Origin of the sequence: Sulfitobacter sp. 1A15299, assembly GCF_043556915.1 — a bacterium.
Classification (GTDB): Bacteria; Pseudomonadota; Alphaproteobacteria; order Rhodobacterales; family Rhodobacteraceae; genus Sulfitobacter.
Genome location: NZ_JBIFFJ010000002.1, coordinates 413500 through 431349, shown reverse-complemented (window position 1 = coordinate 431349; position 17850 = coordinate 413500). Strand labels below are relative to the sequence as shown.

Genomic DNA, 17850 nt, shown 5'->3' with positions numbered 1-17850 from the left:
AAATGGCATGTCTCTGCGTATCTCCACCAACGGCCCATCACAAGGTGCGCCACGCATTTCTCAAGGGGGATACCAAATGTCATTGCAGACCGCTCGCGAATTTTCACTCACCCGCACCGCAATGAAGGCCGAATTGCTCGATGCCGAGACGGAGTTGGAGTTGGCCTATGCGTGGCGCGATCACCGCGACGAGGCTGCGCTGCACCGTCTGATCACCGCCTACATGCGTCTGGCGATCTCGATGGCCGGCAAGTTCAAGCGCTACGGCGCGCCGATGAACGATCTGATCCAAGAGGCCGGTCTCGGCCTGATGAAAGCCGCCGACAAATTCGACCCCGACCGCGGCGTGCGCTTCTCGACCTATGCGGTCTGGTGGATCAAGGCGAGCATTCAGGATCATGTGATGCGCAACTGGTCGATGGTGCGGACGGGGTCGACCTCCTCTCAGAAATCGCTGTTTTTCAACATGCGCCGCGTGCAAGCCCGTTTGGAGCGCGAGGCCACCGCTATGGGCGAGACGCTGGACAAGCACCAGCTGCGCCAGATGATTTCGACCGAGATCGGCGTGCCGCTGCATGATGTCGAGATGATGGAAGGCCGCCTGTCGGGGTCGGATTACTCGCTGAACGCCACCCAAAGCGCTGAGGATGAGGGCCGCGAGTGGATCGAAGCGCTGGCGGATGAAAGTACGCAGGCCGCCGAACGTGTCGAGGAAGCGCATGACACGGCACAGTTGCGCAACTGGTTGCTGACGGCGATGCAGGGCCTGTCTGAGCGCGAGCAATTCATCGTGCGCGAACGCAAACTGCGGGATCCGGCGCGTACCTTGGAAAGCCTTGGCGACGAGCTCAGCCTCAGCAAAGAGCGGGTGCGCCAGCTTGAGGCCGCGGCCTTTGGCAAGATGCGCAAATCGCTTGAGATGCAATCGCGTGAGGTCTTTGCCTTTCTGGCCTGACGCCGCATCGCGATGCCCGCCGGGGCTGGCAGATTGCGCCGCCCCGGATTAAGGTCTCCCCAACGCAAACGGGGGGTCTTTATGCTGTCGGGCAAACATATTCTGCTGATGATCGGCGGCGGCATTGCCGCCTATAAATCCCTCGATCTGATCCGGCGTCTGCGCGAGCGTGGGGCCAAGGTAACGCCGGTTCTGACCCGTGCGGGCGAAGAGTTCGTCACCCCGCTTTCCGTCTCGGCCCTGACCGGGGTGAAGGTCTTTCGCGAACTTTTCGACCTCGGAGATGAGGCCGAGATGGGACATATCCAGCTCAGCCGCGCGGCGGACCTATTGGTGGTCGCCCCCGCCACGGCAGACCTGATGGCCAAGATGGCGCAGGGGGCGGCGAATGATCTGGCGTCGACCTTGCTTTTGGCCACCGATACGCCGGTGCTGCTGGCGCCTGCGATGAACGTACGGATGTGGCAGCACCCCGCGACGCAGCGCAACATCGCCACCCTGCGCGGCGATGGCATCGCCATGGTCGGGCCGAATGACGGTGACATGGCCTGCGGCGAATACGGGCCGGGGCGGATGGCCGAACCGCTTGAGATTGTCGCGGCGATAGAGGCGCGGCTGGGGCAGGGGCCGCTGGCGGGCAAGCGGATCCTCGTCACCTCCGGCCCCACCCATGAGCCGATCGACCCGGTGCGCTATATCGCCAACCGCTCTTCCGGGGCGCAGGGCACAGCCATCGCGCGGGCGCTCACGGCTCTGGGCGCCGAAGTGGTCTTTGTCACCGGCCCGGCGGAGGTCGCCCCGCCCGAGGGCGTCGAAGTGGTGCCCGTGCAGACCGCGCAAGAGATGATGCAAGCGGTAGAGGCCGCATTGCCCGCCGATGCCGCCGTCTTTGCGGCCGCAGTGGCCGATTGGCATGTGCAGGGGGCAGGGGACCGTAAGCTGAAGAAATCCAAGGGTGGGCTGCCGAGCCTGTCTTTCGCAGAGAATCCCGACATTTTGAAAACCATCAGCCAGCGTGGTGAAGGCCGCCCGCCGCTCGTTGTGGGCTTCGCTGCCGAGACTGACGACGTGCTGGCCCATGCCAAGGCGAAACGCGCGCGCAAGGGCTGTGACTGGATCGTCGCCAATGACGTATCGCCTGCCACCGGCATCATGGGCGGGTGCGAAAATGCCGTGACGCTGATCACCGATGCCGGGGCCGAGGATTGGCCGCGCATGGGCAAGGATGCCGTGGCCGCCCGTCTGGCCGAACGTATCGCCGCAGCACTTGCCTGAGGGGGCGCAATGACCAAGATCAAACTCTGCTGGGCCGAGGGCGCGGACCGCAGCCTGCCGCTGCCCGCCTATGAAAGCGCCGGGGCGGCGGGGGCGGACCTGCGGGCCAATCTGCTCGGCGGCGCTGTTACACTGGCCCCCGGCGCGCGGGCGCTGATCTCCACCGGGTTGCAGATGGCGGTCCCGCAGGGGTTCGAGGTGCAGATCCGCCCCCGCTCGGGTCTGGCGCTGAAGCATGGAATCACCTTGATCAACAGCCCCGGCACCATCGACAGCGACTATCGCGGCGTTGTGGGGGTGATCATGGGCAATATGGGGGCGGAGGCTTTCACCGTCGAACATGGCATGCGCATCGCACAGATGGTCGTGGCCCCGGTGGTGCAGGCGGGCTTTGATCTGGTCGAATGCCTTGATGAGACCCCGCGCGGCGCGGGCGGGTTCGGCTCGACGGGGGCGCGTTGATGCTGGCTGTTTTGATTATCGCGGCGGCGCTTTGGTTCGGCGGCGGCCTTCTTGGGTTGCCGCGCGGGCTGCGCGCGGGGCTGATCGGGCTGATGTATCTGGCGCTGGTCGCGCTGCATCTGCTGTTTCCGGCCACCCATCCGTTGCGGCTCGCCACCGGCGGCAGCGCCGCGCCGTGGCTGCTCTTGGGCGGTTTTGTGGTGCTGGTGCTGCTCTACCGGCAGGGGCTGGCGACCCTGCGCGCGCGCGCCACGCCCGGCGCGCCGACTGAAGCCCCCGCTTCGGGCCGTTTTTCTGAAAGTGAGCTGAACCGCTATGCCCGGCACATCGTGCTGCGCGAGGTCGGCGGCGCTGGCCAGAAGGCGCTGAAGAACGGGAAGGTGCTGGTGATCGGCGCGGGCGGTCTCGGCGCGCCCGCGCTACAGTACCTCGCTGCGGCGGGGGTCGGCACCATTGGGGTGATCGACGATGACGCAGTCGAAAACGCCAATCTGCAACGGCAGGTGATCCACAAGGATGCTTCCATGGGCATGCCCAAGGTCTTCTCGGCCGAAGCCGAGATGCTGGCCCAGAACCCCCATATCACGGTCCGCCCCTACCACCGTCGTCTGACCGATGAGATCGCCGAAGACCTCGTGGCCGACTATGACCTCGTGCTTGACGGGACCGACAATTTCGACACCCGCTACCGCGTGAACGCGGCATGCGTCGCGACGGCCACGCCGCTCATCTCGGGGGCGCTCAGCCAATGGGAGGGGCAGCTCAGCGTCTTCGACCCCGCCCATGGCGCGCCCTGCTATCGCTGCATATTCCCCGAGGCACCGGCGGCGGGCCTCGCGCCCTCCTGCGCCGAGGCCGGGGTCATCGGCCCGCTGCCCGGCGTGATCGGCACGATGATGGCGCTGGAGGCGGTGAAGCTCATTACCGGCGCGGGCAGCGTGCTGCGCGGCGAGATGATGATCTACGACGGGCTTTACGGCGAGACCCGCAAGATCGGGCTGAAACGACGGCAGGGCTGCGAAACCTGCGGCGGGTGATTGCATGTCCCCTCGGCGCGCCCCATCTTGGGCGCAAAGGAGACCTGCATGACAAACCCGCTTCTGACCGAATGGGAAACCCCCTTCGGCATCGCCCCCTTTGACCGCATTTCCGACGATGATTTCGCCCCGGCACTGGAAGAGGCGCTCGCGGCCCACCGGGGCGAGATCGACGCCATTGCCGACAACCCCGAGGCCCCGAGCTTCGCCAATACCATTGAGGCGCTGGAAGCCTCCGGCGCGGCGCTCGACAAGGTGCTGAGCGTGTTCTTCACCGTCGCGGGCGCGGACAGCAACCCGGCGCGGGAGGCGTTGCAGCGCGACTTCTCGCCCAAGCTCGCCGCGCACCAGTCGGCGATCTCGGGCAACGAAGCGCTGTTTTCGCGCATCGCCGCCGTCTGGGAGGCGCGCGACACGCTCGAGTTGACCGAGGAACAGGCCCGCGTGCTGATGCTGACGCATCGTGGATTCGTCCGCTCCGGGGCCGCGCTGACCGGCGAGGCCGCCGAGCGCATGAAGGCGATCAAGGCGCGGCTGGCGGTTCTGGGCACGCAGTTCACCCAGAACCTGCTGGCCGACGAGCGCGCGTGGTTCATGGAACTTTCCGAAGACGACCTGACCGGCCTGCCGGATTTCGTCGTGGAATCTGCCCGCGCGGCGGGGGAGGAGAAGGGCGCCGACGGCCCGGTGATCACGCTCTCGCGCTCGCTCATCGTGCCCTTCCTGCAATTCTCCGACCGCCGCGACCTGCGCGAGAAGGCTTTCCGGGCGTGGGAAGCCCGCGGGGCCAACGGTGGCGAGACCGACAACCGAGAAATCGCGGCCGAGACGTTGGCCCTGCGCCAAGAGCGTGCCGAGCTTTTGGGCTACGACAACTTCGCCGCCTACAAGCTGGAAACCGAAATGGCCAAGACGCCCGCGGCGGTGCGCGATCTGCTGATGTCGGTGTGGAAGCCGGCCAAGGCGCAGGCCGATGCCGATGCCGAGGTGCTGACCGCGCTGATTCGCGAGGACGGCGTGAATGGGACGCTGGAGCCTTGGGACTGGCGCTACTACGCCGAGAAGCGGCGCGCCGCCGAGCATGACCTCGATGGGGCGGCGCTGAAGCCCTATTTCCAGCTCGACCGGATGATCGACGCGGCCTTCGACTGCGCCAACCGGTTGTTTGGGCTGGAGTTCGCGCCGCTCGACGTGCCACTCTACCATCCCGATTGCCGGGCGTGGGAAGTGACGCGGGGCGGCAAACACGTGGCGGTTTTCATTGGCGATTACTTCGCACGCGGCTCGAAACGTTCGGGCGCATGGTGCTCGGCAATGCGGAGCCAGGCGAAGTTCCCCCGTGCGCAGGCGCCCGTGGTGATCAACGTCTGCAACTTCGCCAAGGGCGACCCGGCGCTGCTGTCCTATGACGATGCGCGCACGCTGTTCCACGAGTTCGGCCATGCGCTGCACCAGATGCTCTCGGACGTGACCTATGAAAGCGTCAGCGGCACCTCGGTGGCGCGCGACTTCGTGGAATTGCCCAGCCAGCTTTTTGAGCACTGGCTGGACCAGCCAGAGGTGCTGCGGAAATTCGCGACCCATGCGCGGACGGGCGCGGCGATGCCGCGGGAGATGCTCGAGAAGGTGCTGGCCGCCGCGACCTTCGACATGGGCTTTCAGACGGTGGAATATATTGCCTCCGCCCTTGTCGATCTGGAGTTCCACGACGGCGAACCGCCCGTCGATCCGATGGCGAAACAGGCCGAGGTATTGGCGGAAATCAGCATGCCGCAGGCGATCCGCATGCGCCACGCCACGCCGCAGTTTGCCCATGTCTTCTCGGGCGACGGCTATTCCAGCGCCTATTACAGCTACATGTGGTCCGAGGTGATGGACGCCGACGCCTTTGCCGCCTTCGAGGAAGCCGGCGGCGCCTTTGACGCGGAGCGTGCCGAGGCGCTGGAGGAACATATCCTCTCGACCGGCGGCAGTCGTGATCCGGCGGAGCTTTACACCGCCTTCCGGGGCCGTCTGCCGGGGGTCGAGGCGCTGCTCAAGGGGCGCGGGCTGGCGGCGTAGGTCAGGGGCCGGGGGTCAATACCCCCGGTCGCGATCCACCAGATGCAGCAGAGGCTCACCGGCCTCGCTGCGGCGGATGTTCTCGGCGATGACTTCCGAGGCGGTGTCGTTGCGCGTGGCCGCCGCGATATGCGGGGTCACGGTCACCTTCGGATGCGCCCAATAGCGGTGATCCTCGGGCAGCGGCTCCACCCGGAAGACATCCAGCGTCGCATGGGCGATCTGCCCGCTGTCGAGCGCCGCCAGCAAGGCGTCGTCGTCAATCAGCGGCCCGCGACCGGGATTGATGATGAACGCGCCTTTGGGCATCTGCGCTAGCGTCTTTTCGTTCAGAACGTCTCGTGTGGCGGGCGTGTCGGGCATCAGAAGCACGGCGATTTCGGCGCGTGTCAGCGCCTCCGCAAGGCCGTCGTCGCCGTGCAGGCAGCGCACGCCTTCGATCCGCTTCGCGCTGCGCGACCAGCCGGTCACGTCAAAGCCCAGACCCACCAGCGCCTCGGCCACCGCTTGGCCGAGCGCCCCGATGCCCAGCACCGCGACACTGCGCTCGCGCGCCAGCGGCGGGGTGCGCGGCTCCCATTTGGCATCCGTGCGCAGGATATCGGTATCCATCCCCAGATGATGGCGCAGCACATGGCCCGTGCACCATTCGACCATGCCGTGAGTCAGGCCGAAGTCCACCATCCGCGCCAGCGGTATTTTCAAGGTCTCATTGCCGGTGATCGCCTCGACCCCGGCCCAGAGGTTCAGCACCGCCTTGGCGCGCGTGTAGGGGGTGAAGTCCTGCAACTCGCTGTTCGGGGCATAGACGATATAGTCGACCTCTTCGGGCGGCAGATCGGTGGCCAGCGTGAAATCCTGCCCCGGCAGGGTCTTGCGCAGCGCTGCGTTCAAAGGCTGTTCGTAGCCGTCCCAGCGTTCGGCTTTGGCGGCGAAGAGAATGTTGATCGTCATGAATTACCTCGGTCTATGAACATGCGCCGATTGCACCAAGCCGAAAGCCAGCAGCAGCACCAGCATGGCCGAGCCGCCATAGCTCACCATCGGCAGTGGCACGCCAACCACGGGGGCCAGCCCCATGACCATCGACATGTTAACGGCGAAAAAGAGAAAGAAGTTCAGCGCGATGCCAAGGGTTAGCAGGCTTGAAAACCGGTCCTTGTTCTTCACCGCCGAGGCCACGCAGAACAGGATGATCAGCGCGTAAAGCCCCAGAAGGGAGACGCCGCCGACGAAGCCGAACTCTTCGGCCAATGTGGTGAAGATGAAGTCGGTGTGTTTCTCGGGCAGGAAGTTCAGCCGCGATTGGGTGCCCTGCATATAGCCCCGGCCCGACCAGCCGCCCGAGCCGAGTGCGATCTTGGATTGGGTGATGTGATAGCCCGCGCCAAGCGGGTCTTGGCTGGGGTCGAGAAAGGTGTCGATGCGGCGGTATTGGTAGTCTTTCAGCAGTTGCCACGGTGTCCCGCGCGACTGAAAAACGGCGGTGATCAGCCCGATGGCGGCGGTGATGACGGCGGCGAAATAGGCCCAATGCACGCCTGCGAGGAACATCAGCCCGCCCCCGGCGGTCAGCAACAGGATCGAGGTGCCAAGGTCGGGCTGTTTCAGCACCAGTGCGGTGGGGATCACGATGATCAGAATGGGCAGCAGCACCCAAAAGGGGCGCGAGACCTTCTTGACCGGCAGCCAGTCGTAATAGGCCGCCAGAAACAGGACCAGCGTGATCTTCATCAGTTCCGACGGTTGCAGCCGCATGAAGCCGATGTCGATCCAACGCTGCGCGCCCATGCCGACAGAGCCGAAGAGTTCGACCGCGACCAGCAGCACCAAGGTCGCCCCATAGGCCACACCCGACAGGTTGCGCCAAAGCCAGATCGGCACCATCGCCACGGTGAACATAATCGCCATGCCCATGGCGAAACGTTTCATCTGCGGTTCGGCCCAGGGCGAGAATGACCCGCCCGCGACCGAATAGAGCATCAGAAAGCCGACGCCCGCGACACTGGTCAGCAGGATCGCCAGCGGCCAGTTCATAAAGAGGATTTTGCGCAGCCCCGTGGGGACGGATTTGACCGTATGCTCAAGATAGCTCATGCCTGATCCTCCCCCTCCAGCTTGGCGGTCGTCTCGGGCGTGGTGTTGCGCAGTTCCTCTTGCTGGGTGGCGATGCGGCCCCGGTCGGACTTGGGGTAGGCTTCGAGCGGCGGCTCGCCGCCCGCCATGGCCTGCAACATCACGTCGCGCGCAATCGGGGCTGCGGCGGTCGAGCCGCCGCCGCCGTGTTCCACCAGCACGCAGGCTGCGTATTTCGGTTTGTCATAGGGCGCAAAGCAGACAAAAAGCGCGTGGTCGCGCCGCTCCCACGGGAGGTCGGCGTTGCTGGTCACACCGCGCGCGCGTTCGGCGGCGGTGATGTTGCGCACCTGACTGGTGCCGGTCTTGCCCGCCATGCGCATCGTGTCGTCGATGATGCGGCTGCGGTAGCCGGTGCCGCGGCGATCGTTCACCACATCGTACATCGCCTTGCGCAATTGGCGCAGGTTGTTTTCGTTCAGCCCCATCGGCTCGCCCGCGCCGCTGGGTTGCTCCACCCCGTCAATGGATTTGATCAACCGCGGCGTCACCGCGCGGCCCGTGGCGATCCGCGCGCTCATCACCGCCAATTGCAGCGGGGAGGAGAGGGTGAAACCCTGCCCGATAGAGGCGTTGACCGTGTCGCCCACGACCCAATCCTCACCCCGGGCCGAGCGTTTCCACTGTTTCGTGGGCGCAAGCCCGCCCGCGACCGAGGACAGCGCCAAGTCATGTTTGATCCCAAGGCCAAAGCGGTTCGCCATGGCGGTGATTTTCTCAATCCCGACCTTCACCGCCAGATCGTAGTAATAGACATCGCAGGACTGCTTGAGCGAATGTTGCAGATCGACCCAACCGTGGCCCGCGCGTTTCCAACAGTGGAACCGCCGCCCCGCGACTTCCAGATGGCCGGGGCAATAGACCGTCTCATCGGGGGTGACGATGCCCTCTTCGATGGCGGCGAGCGCCACGATCATCTTGAAAGTCGAGCCGGGCGGGTAGGTGCCCTGCACGGGTTTGTTCACCAGCGGGCGGTATTTCGAGTTCAGCAACGGGTTGTAATCCGCCGAGGAAATGCCGCCGATAAATAGGTTCGGGTCGTAGCTGGGGGAGGAGGCGAGGGCGGCCAGATCGCCATTCTCGCAGTCGATGATGACCACGGCGGCGCTTTCCTCGCCCAGACGGGCCTGCACATAGCGTTGCAGATTGGCGTCCACGGTCAGTTGCAGATCGGCCCCGGCTTGCCCCTCGCGCCGCTCCAACTCGCGCATCACGCGGCCCGTGGCGTTGACCTCCACATGTTTGGTGCCCGCCGCGCCGCGCAGCAGGTTCTCGGCCCGGGCCTCGACGTTGATCTTGCCGATCTGAAAGCGCGGGATGCGCAGCACCTGATCGGGGTTCTCCAGCGCGTCGAGGTCGGCTTGGCTCACCCGGCCCACGCGGCCCACCACATGGGCGAAATCCGCGCCGCGCGGGTAAACGCGGGTCAGGCCCACTTCGGGCGTGACGCCGGGCAGGGCGGGGGCGTTGACGCTGACCTTGCTCACGACTTCCCAACTGACGTCATCGACGATGGTGACGGGCAGGAAGGGGGCAGAGCGCGACATCTCGGTCATGGCGCGTTCGCGGGTCTCCTCGTCGATCTCGATGACTTGGGCGAGCCGCTCCATCACCGCTTCCACGTCGCCCGCATCTTCGCGGACCATGACGATCCGGTAGGAGGGCACATTGTCAGCAAGCTGCACGCCGTTGCGGTCGAAAATCTCACCCCGGGCGGGGGGGATCAGGCGGATGTTGATGCGGTTCTCTTCGGCCAGCAGGCGGAATTGGTCGGCCTGATCGACCTGTAGATAGCGCATGCGCGCGGCCAGCCCGCCCATGAACAGCAGCTGAGCCCCGCCCAAAAGGGCGGCGCGGCGCGTCAGGCGCGTGTGGGTCGCATCATTGTCGGCGCGGCTCCGTCTCATCTCATCGCTCCCCGATCACACCCGTTTGCCAAGCGCATCCAGATCGCCCGGCGCGGTCTTGCGCACGCCCATGATACCATGGGTCACCGCTACGATCAGCGGATAAGCAAGGGTCGTCAGTGCCAATTCCGTGAGGTTCAGCGTCAGCGAAGGCGTCGGCACCAGCGCAAGGCTGAGCAAAATACGGTTGGCAAAGATCACCATGGTCAGGATTACTGCCACGGTCAGCCATTCAGCGGCAAAGCTCGCATCCCGCAGGTGCCGCCCCCGCGATTTGAGGTTCTCGACCCCGATCAGGGCCAGCACCGCCCAAAGTCCGGGCGGGCGTTGCAGCAACAGGTCCGCCAGCAGAAAGACCAGCGCCAGAAAAAGCGAAGGCACGTATTCAGGCCGTCGGAGCCCCCAGGCACAGGCAAAGCCCAGCAGCAGGTCCGGCCCGGCCCAAGCCCGCGGGGTCGTCTCAAGCGGGAGGAGGTGGAAGAACAGGATCACCAGTGTCAGCGCGACAAAGCTCAGGCGCATGACCCAAAGGCGGCTGCGCGACAGATCGGTCATGGCTGCACCCCGACCGGCGCTGCCGGATCGGCCAAGGGGCCGTCAGAGGTGATGACATGGGCGGTATCCGGCACGGTTTCATTGCCGTGATGGCGCAACACGCGCAGGAACTCCAACCGCTCGTAATCCGCCGCCAGCCGCACGCGCAGCCGCCCGCCCGGATCGGCGGCCACCTGACCGATCAGGATGCCCGCCGGGAACACGCCGCCATCGCCCGAGCTGATCACCCGGTCGCCGGGGCGGACCAACTCACGGTTCTCGATAAAATCCAAAGGCGGCGCGGCGCTGTTGTCGCCCGCGACGATGGCGCGTTGGCCCGAGGGCTGGATCGTCGCCGGAATGCGGCTGGAAGCATCTGTCAGCAGGATCACCCGCGCGGTGTTCTTGCCCACCCCCGCGATGCGCCCGACAAGGCCGATACCGTCCATCGTGGCCCAGCCCTCGACCAGCCCGTCGCGCGCGCCGACGTTCAGAAGCACCGACTGGCGGTAGGGCGAGCCGCTGTCGGCCAGCACCGTGCCGGTGATGAAGGTCAGCCGCGGGTCGAGCCGCACGTTGTTGAGGTCCAGCAGCCGGGCGTTCTCTTGCTCAAGCTGAAGCGCCGCCTCTTTCCACGCCTGCATCTGCCGCAGTTCCGAGCGCAGCTCGCGGTTCTGTTCGCTCAGGCGCTGGTAGCTTTGGAAGTCGCGCAGCAGGTTGATGGTGCCGGTGACCGGGGCCATGGCCCAGTCGAGGTTGGGCACGAAACGGTCGGTCACCTGCGCGCGAAACCGCTCGACCCGCGGGCTGTCGATACGCCAAAGCAAGAAGATGCCGGTCAATGCCAGCACCAGCACAGCCAGCAGCAGCCGCCGCAGCGGGCCGGTGAAATCGCTGGAACTAGAACGGTCCTTGGCCATCTGTGCCGAAACTCCCACCCGGTCAGGCGGGGCGGTGTCGCCGCATGCCGGGTCTGGCTAACTTGCCAGTGTTAACTGTCGTAGTCGATCGCGTGGCGCAGCTGCTTCTCGTATTCCAGCGCCTTGCCGGTGCCGAGGGCCACGCAGTTGAGCGGCTCGTCCGCGACCGAGATCGCAAGCCCCGTCTGTTCGCGCAGCGCCAGATCGAGATCACCCAGAAGCGCACCGCCGCCCGTGAGCATCACGCCGCGGTCAACGATGTCGGCGGCAAGGTCGGGCGGCGTGGTCTCCAGCGCGGTCATCACCGCTTCGCAGATCTGCTGCACCGGTTCGGCCAGCGCCTCGGCGATCTGGGCCTGCGTGACTTCGATCTCTTTCGGCACACCGTTCAACAGGTCGCGGCCCCGGATCTGCATCGAAGTGCCGCGCCCGTCGTCAGGCATCCGCGCCGTGCCGATGGAGGTCTTGACCCGTTCGGCCGTCGTCTCCCCGATCAACAAGTTCTGCTGGCGGCGCAGGTAGCTGATGATGCCCTCATCCATCCGGTCACCGCCGACGCGGACCGAGCGGGCATAGACGATGTCGCCCAGCGAGAGCACCGCGACTTCGGTGGTGCCGCCGCCGATGTCGACGACCATGTTGCCTGTGGGGTCGGTGATCGGCATGCCCGCGCCGATGGCGGCGGCGATCGGCTCGGCGATCAGGCCCGCGCGGCGCGCGCCTGCCGACAACACCGACTGGCGGATCGCGCGTTTTTCCACCGGGGTCGCGCCATGGGGGACGCAGACGATGATCTTGGGCTTCGAGAAGGTCGAGCGTTTGTGCACCTTGCGGATGAAGTGTTTGATCATCTCCTCGGCGGTGTCGAAATCCGCGATGACACCTTCGCGCATCGGGCGGATCGCCTCGATGCTGCCCGGGGTGCGGCCCAGCATGAGCTTGGCGTCTTCACCCACGGCGAGCACTTTCTTGACGCCGTCCTTGACGTGATAGGCCACAACCGAAGGTTCGCTCAGCACGATGCCCTTGCCCTTGACGTAAACCAGCGTGTTCGCGGTGCCGAGGTCGATCGCCATATCAGAGGAGAACAGGCCGCGGAATTGATCGAGGATGGACATAACAGTAGCGGAGCCTTGCAACAATTCGGACAGGCCCGCTTGCATGGGTCCACGCGCGGGCTATTGGCTCTTATAGGGCGCACGGGGTCAGGGTGAAAGGGGCAAGACCGCAAAGGTGGCGCGATATTGCCGCCGCGCTATCATAGAGCGGTATATTTAGGGCGCAGCACAGGCGGAGGTCGGCGATACCATGCAGAAAATACAGACACTTGGAGTGCATCACATCACCCTCACCGGGGCGGACCGGCAAAGCTCTATCGACTTCTGGGAGGGGGTGTTGGGGATGCCTTTCATCTTTGACCAGCCCAATCTGGATGACCCGGACGAGGGGCATTTGTATTTCGATCCCGGCGACGGGCGGCTGATCACGATCTTTACGAATGAGAACCGCAAGCGGGTGCACAACCGCACGCCGATGGACCCGGGCTGCGTGCATCATCTGGCCTTCGAGGTCGACCGCGCGATGTTCGATCAGGTGCCCGCGCGGTTGGAGGCCCGGGGCATCGGGCATTCCGGCGTGAAGGACCGGGGGTTCATGCATTCGATCTACTTCAAGGATCCGCTGGGGCTGTTGATCGAACTGGCCTGCTACACTTTCATCCCGCCGCGCGGGTCGAGCCATGCCGAGGTGATGCTGGAGGCGCATAAGCTGCGGGTTGCGGCGGGGGATGATCATATCCAGCGGCAGCATCTCGCGGATGCGGTGGTGATGATTGTCGAGCGGGGGCAGGCATCGCTAAGTGCGGATCGCGGGGCGAAGAACCCGTATTGATGGGGTAGTGGGCATCCCCAGCCCGGAATCAAGCCGCAGGCGCCGGGCATCGCCTGCCCGCCCGGACGGGGAGGCGATTTAGTGAGGCTGGGTATGCCACTTTGAGGGTGCGCCATGGCAGATCAATAAAGTGGTATGAACTAAGGTTTGGTTCGCCACCCCGCGGGCAGACGATGCCCTACTACCATACTGTATACGTAAAAAAGGCGGGGTTTCCCCCGCCCTATAGCTCAGCTCACATCTTTATAGTTAATCTCGCGCTTGTCCGTGCCGCCCTTCTCGCGCCGCACCAGCAGGCGGTTGAGCGCGTGGATATAGGCCCGGACGCTCGCCACCACGGTATCGGTATCCGCCGACTGGCCGGTCACGATGCGGCCCTCTTCCTCCATCCGCACGGAAACCGTCGCCTGCGCGTCGGTGCCCTCGGTCACCGCATGCACCTGATAAAGCTGCAACCGCGCGGAATGTGGCACCAGCGCCTTGATGCAGTTGAACGCCGCATCGACGGGGCCGTCGCCGGTCTGGTTGGTGGTCTGCTCCGCGCCGTCGATCTCAAGCACCATATCGGCGGTCTGTGGGCCATCGGTGCCGCAAACGACCTTGAGCGATTTCAGGCGGATACGGTCTTCCTCGGGGTCCGTCGCGGTGCGCATCAGCGCAATGAGGTCATCCTCATAGATTTCCTTTTTGCGGTCGGCCAATTCCTTGAACCGCACGAAAACATCCTTAAGCTGGTTGTCGCCCAGTTCAAACCCGAGGTCTTCGAGCTTGGAGCGCAGCGCAGCGCGGCCCGAGTGCTTGCCCATGACGATATTGGTCTCGGTGAGGCCCACGTCCTCGGGGCGCATGATCTCGAAGGTCTCGGCGTTCTTCAGCATACCGTCTTGGTGGATGCCGCTCTCATGGGCAAAGGCGTTCTTGCCGACGATGGCCTTGTTGAACTGCACAGCAAAGCCCGAGACGGCGGCGACTCGGCGCGAGATGTTCATGATCTTGCGGCTGTCGATGCGGGTCTCGTATGGCATGATGTCGTTGCGCACCTTGAGCGCCATGACGACCTCTTCCAGCGCGGTATTGCCCGCGCGTTCGCCAAGGCCGTTGATGGTGCATTCGATTTGCCGCGCCCCGGCCTCCACGGCGGCGAGGGAGTTGGCCGTCGCCATGCCGAGGTCGTTGTGACAATGGGTGGCAAAGACGATTTCATCCGCGCCGGGCACGTTTTCCAGAAGCTTCGCGATCAGGTCGGCGCTTTCGCGCGGGGCGGTGTAGCCCACGGTGTCGGGGATGTTGATCGTCGTGGCACCCGCCTTGATAGCGATCTCCACCACCCGGTAGAGGTAGTCGAGCTCGGTCCGCGTGGCGTCCATCGGGGACCATTGCACGTTGTCGCAGAGGTTGCGGGCGTGGCTCACCGTCTCATGGATGCGGTCGGCCATTTCATCTTTGGTGAGGTTCGGGATGGCGCGGTGCAGCGGCGAGGTGCCGATGAAAGTGTGAATGCGCGGCTGGGCTGCGTGTTTCACCGCCTCCCAACAACGGTCGATATCACCCAGTTGCGCCCGGGCAAGGCCGCAGATCACGGCGTTCTGGCTCTGCCGCGCGATCTCGGAAACCGCTTTGAAGTCGCCTTCTGAGGCGATCGGGAAACCGGCCTCGATGATGTCGACGCCCATCTCGTCCAGAAGCTGCGCGATCTCCAGCTTCTCGGCATGGGTCATCGTCGCCCCGGGGGATTGTTCGCCATCCCGCAAGGTGGTGTCAAAAATCAGCACACGGTCCTGTTTCGTCATATCTGTCATCCTGGGTTCTTTCTTTGCTGGTATCCTTGGCGCGCGACACATCCCTCTGAGCGGGCGCGCCGAAGGGCACGCTCAGAGGCGGATTAGGTGCAGCAAGTTGGCGCGCAGCAGGCCCGCGCAGTTGCGCGGCAGGGTCGGGATATGGACGGCCTGTGTCATGGCAGTAGTTATACGCCCGTCTTTTCAAATGAAAAGGGGGTGTTGCGGCTTTTGTTTGCCCCTGCGTCAGCGCCGCCTATCTGCCTATAAGCAAGGGAGATCAGGATGCAGCGACAAGCGATACCATGGGCGGCGGCGTGAGCGCGCGGGTGCTGGTGATCGGGGCCAGTGGCGGGATCGGCGCGGCGCTGAGCGAGGCGCTGCGCGCGCGCGGCGATGAGGTTACGGCGCTCTCTCGCGCCAGCGATGGGCTGGACCTGACCGAGGAGGCATCTGTCAATGCGGCGCTGGAGGGGCTGAGCGGGCCTTTCGACGCGGTGATCGTCGCTACCGGCGCGTTGGAGATCGACGGGGCCACGCCGGAAAAGTCGCTGCGCGCCATCACGCAAAAGGCAATGCTGGATCAATTCGCGCTCAACGCCGTCGGCCCGGCGCTGATCCTGCGACACGCGGGGCGGCTCTTGCCGCGCGACAGGCGGGCGGTTTTCGCCGTGCTCTCGGCGCGGGTCGGCTCCATCGGGGACAACCGTCTGGGCGGTTGGATCAGCTACCGCAGCGCCAAGGCGGCGGTGAACCAGATCGTGCATACCGCCGCGATCGAGCTGACCCGCTCTCATCCGCAAAGCATCTGCGTGGCGCTACACCCAGGCACGGTAAAGACGCCCTTTACCGAGAAATACCTTGGCCGCCATCCGGCTGTTCCGGCTCCCGAAGCGGCGGGCAATCTACTGCAGGTGATCGACGGGCTGACCCCGGACGATAGCGGCGGGTTCTTTGATTGGGCCGGAAAGGCGGTGCCGTGGTGAGCCGTCTAGTGCTGGTTCTGGGCGATCAACTCTCGCTGAACCTGCCGTCCCTGCGCGCAGCCGACAAGGCGCGCGATGTGGTGGTCATGGCCGAAGTCGCGCAGGAGGCGGAATATGTCCGCCACCATCCTAAGAAAATTGCACTGGTCTTTGCCGCGATGCGCAAGTTCGCCCGTGCGTTGGAGAAAGACGGCTGGACGCTGCGCTACACCCCCTTGGACGATCCCGAGAATGCGGGTTCGATCGTCGGCGAATTGCTCCGCCGGGCCGAGGAGACGGGCGCGGGCGAGGTGATCGTGACTGAGCCCGGGGAGTGGCGTCTGATCAACAAGCTAACCCACGCGCCGATCCCCACCCGGCTTTTGCCGGACGACCGTTTCATCGCCAGCCGCAAACGGTTTGAGGATTGGGCCGAGGGGCGCAAGGCGCTCAGGATGGAATACTTCTATCGCGAGATGCGCCGCGAGACGGGGTTGCTGATGGAGGGCGACGACCCCGCAGGCGGCAAGTGGAATTTCGACCACGACAACCGCAAACCTCCGAAGGAGGGGCTTGATATCCCCGACCCGCTGACCTTCGCTCCGGATGCCGAGGTGGAGGCGGTGCTGGAACTGGTGGCGGCGCGCTATGGCGATAACTTCGGCGATCTGCACCCCTTTGACTTTGCCACGACGCGCGCGGAAGCCTTGCAGGTGCTGGGGCATTTCATCGCCCACGCCCTGCCGCGTTTTGGCGACTATCAGGACGCGATGCTGGAAGGGCAGCCCTATCTCTTTCACGCGCTGATCTCGCCCTATCTGAACCTCGGACTGCTGGACCCCATGGAGGTCTGCCGCGCCGCCGAGGAAGCGTGGCAGGCAGGAGACGTGCCGATCAACGCCGCCGAAGGGTTCATCCGCCAGATCCTCGGTTGGCGCGAATATGTGCGCGGCATCTATTTCCTCGAAGGGCCGGATTATGTGGCGCGCAATGTGCTGCGCCATGATCGGGACTTGCCCGCCTTCTACTGGGGGGCCGCGACGCAAATGAATTGCTTGCGGCAGGCCGTGGGGCAGACCCAGAAACACGCCTATGCCCACCATATCCAACGGCTGATGGTGACGGGCAATTTCGCCCTGCTGGCGGGGGTCGACCCGCATCAGGTGCATGAGTGGTATCTAGAGGTCTATGCGGACGCCTATGAATGGGTCGAAGCGCCCAACACGGTGGGCATGAGCCAATTCGCCGATGGCGGGGTGATCGCCTCGAAACCCTATGTGTCGTCCGGGGCCTATATCAATCGCATGTCGGATTACTGCAAAGGGTGCAGCTACAGCGTCAGCACCAAGGCGGGGCCGAAGGCTTGCCCGTTCAACCTGCTCTACTGGCATTTCCTTGACCGCCATCGCGAACGGTTTCAGGGCAATATGCGGATGAAGAATATCTATGCCACCTGGGACCGTATGGATGCCGACCGGCGTGAGGCGGTTCTGCGCGATGCGGATAGATGGTTGCAACGGTTGGACGCGGGCGAGACGGTTTAGGCGCGACCTGCCGTGGGCGCGGGCCGCGGCGGGTGGATATCTTGGCTGTCCTGTGGCGCTTCGGCGCGGTCGAACATGCCATAGTCGCGGATCACATGGGCAATGCGCAGGTGGTAGTCGGTAAATATCCCCTCGCGCCCTGCGGCCTGCGCGCCGCGATGGGCGGTCAGCTTGCGCCAGTTTTGCACCGCCTCTTCGTCGCGGAAGAAGGATAGCGAAAGCAGTTTCTCGGGGTTGGTCAGGCTTTGGAACCGTTCGACAGAGATAAAACCGTCCACCTCTTCCAACAGCGGCCGCATCTTGGCTGCGATATCGAGGTACTCCGCGCGGCGGTCTGGGTCGGGGAAGACTTCGAAAATGACGGCGATCATGCTGGCTCCCTGCGC

General features: G+C 64.8%; 16 protein-coding genes. 8 read left to right on the top strand and 8 right to left on the bottom strand.

The window, feature by feature from the left end:
• The first annotated feature begins 76 nt into the window (after nt 1–76).
• The 5 genes from ACGYK7_RS05245 to ACGYK7_RS05225 all read left to right on the top strand — a co-directional run bounded on the left by ACGYK7_RS05245 (nt 77) and on the right by ACGYK7_RS05225 (nt 5790).
• Nucleotides 77–955: an RNA polymerase factor sigma-32 gene (locus ACGYK7_RS05245; RefSeq protein WP_394399685.1), complete on the top strand. Its 879-nt coding sequence runs from the start codon at nt 77–79 to the stop codon at nt 953–955.
• An 81-nt stretch (nt 956–1036) separates the two neighbouring features.
• Entirely contained in the window at nt 1037–2230 is a 1194-nt protein-coding gene (gene coaBC / locus ACGYK7_RS05240; RefSeq protein WP_394399683.1) for a bifunctional phosphopantothenoylcysteine decarboxylase/phosphopantothenate--cysteine ligase CoaBC, read from the top strand.
• 9 nt (nt 2231–2239) lie between these two features.
• Nucleotides 2240–2692, top strand: coding sequence for a dUTP diphosphatase (dut, locus tag ACGYK7_RS05235; RefSeq protein ID WP_394399681.1), 453 nt, complete (start codon nt 2240–2242; stop codon nt 2690–2692).
• Entirely contained in the window at nt 2692–3729 is a 1038-nt protein-coding gene (locus ACGYK7_RS05230) for a HesA/MoeB/ThiF family protein (protein ID WP_394399679.1), read from the top strand. Before dut ends, ACGYK7_RS05230 begins: the two co-directional genes overlap by 1 nt.
• Before the next feature lie 48 nt (nt 3730–3777).
• A complete protein-coding gene (locus tag ACGYK7_RS05225) occupies nt 3778–5790 on the top strand; it encodes a M3 family metallopeptidase (protein WP_394399677.1) in 2013 nt (670 codons plus the stop codon).
• Between the two features lie 15 nt (nt 5791–5805).
• Here the strand turns inward: ACGYK7_RS05225 and ACGYK7_RS05220 are convergent, their stop codons facing one another.
• The 6 genes from ACGYK7_RS05220 to ACGYK7_RS05195 form a co-directional block, all read right to left on the bottom strand.
• Nucleotides 5806–6744, bottom strand: coding sequence for a 2-hydroxyacid dehydrogenase (locus ACGYK7_RS05220; RefSeq protein WP_394399675.1), 939 nt, complete (start codon nt 6742–6744; stop codon nt 5806–5808).
• A gap of 3 nt (nt 6745–6747) precedes the next feature.
• On the bottom strand, nt 6748–7887 hold the full coding sequence (rodA, locus tag ACGYK7_RS05215; protein ID WP_394399673.1) for a rod shape-determining protein RodA: 1140 nt from the start codon (nt 7885–7887) through the stop codon (nt 6748–6750).
• Entirely contained in the window at nt 7884–9833 is a 1950-nt protein-coding gene (mrdA, locus tag ACGYK7_RS05210) for a penicillin-binding protein 2 (protein WP_394399671.1), read from the bottom strand. The genes rodA and mrdA overlap by 4 nt, the downstream gene beginning before the upstream one ends.
• Before the next feature lie 15 nt (nt 9834–9848).
• Entirely contained in the window at nt 9849–10388 is a 540-nt protein-coding gene (locus tag ACGYK7_RS05205; RefSeq protein ID WP_394399668.1) for a rod shape-determining protein MreD, read from the bottom strand.
• The gene (gene mreC, locus ACGYK7_RS05200) at nt 10385–11287 is read right to left on the bottom strand and encodes a rod shape-determining protein MreC (protein WP_394399666.1); all 903 of its coding nucleotides are present in this window, start codon (nt 11285–11287) and stop codon (nt 10385–10387) included. The genes ACGYK7_RS05205 and mreC overlap by 4 nt, the downstream gene beginning before the upstream one ends.
• Nucleotides 11288–11358: 71 nt before the next feature.
• The gene (locus ACGYK7_RS05195; RefSeq protein WP_040700660.1) at nt 11359–12405 is read right to left on the bottom strand and encodes a rod shape-determining protein; all 1047 of its coding nucleotides are present in this window, start codon (nt 12403–12405) and stop codon (nt 11359–11361) included.
• A gap of 190 nt (nt 12406–12595) precedes the next feature.
• Here ACGYK7_RS05195 and ACGYK7_RS05190 point away from each other — a divergent pair, with 190 nt between their 5' ends.
• Nucleotides 12596–13177, top strand: a complete 582-nt coding sequence (locus ACGYK7_RS05190; RefSeq protein WP_394399664.1) for a VOC family protein — start codon at nt 12596–12598, stop codon at nt 13175–13177.
• Nucleotides 13178–13407: 230 nt separating this feature from the next.
• On the opposite strand, the gene ACGYK7_RS05185 is transcribed toward ACGYK7_RS05190, so the two are convergent.
• Complete coding sequence (locus tag ACGYK7_RS05185) at nt 13408–14976, bottom strand: 2-isopropylmalate synthase (protein WP_394399662.1); 1569 nt, start codon at nt 14974–14976, stop codon at nt 13408–13410.
• Between the two features lie 284 nt (nt 14977–15260).
• Between ACGYK7_RS05185 and ACGYK7_RS05180 the strand changes: the two genes are divergently transcribed.
• Nucleotides 15261–15941, top strand: coding sequence for an SDR family NAD(P)-dependent oxidoreductase (locus tag ACGYK7_RS05180; RefSeq protein WP_394399660.1), 681 nt, complete (start codon nt 15261–15263; stop codon nt 15939–15941).
• Complete coding sequence (locus tag ACGYK7_RS05175; RefSeq protein WP_394399657.1) at nt 15935–17464, top strand: cryptochrome/photolyase family protein; 1530 nt, start codon at nt 15935–15937, stop codon at nt 17462–17464. Before ACGYK7_RS05180 ends, ACGYK7_RS05175 begins: the two co-directional genes overlap by 7 nt.
• Here ACGYK7_RS05175 and ACGYK7_RS05170 read toward each other — a convergent pair.
• On the bottom strand, nt 17461–17835 hold the full coding sequence (locus tag ACGYK7_RS05170) for an antibiotic biosynthesis monooxygenase family protein (RefSeq protein WP_394399655.1): 375 nt from the start codon (nt 17833–17835) through the stop codon (nt 17461–17463). The genes ACGYK7_RS05175 and ACGYK7_RS05170 overlap by 4 nt on opposite strands.
• Nucleotides 17836–17850: the final 15 nt, after the last annotated feature.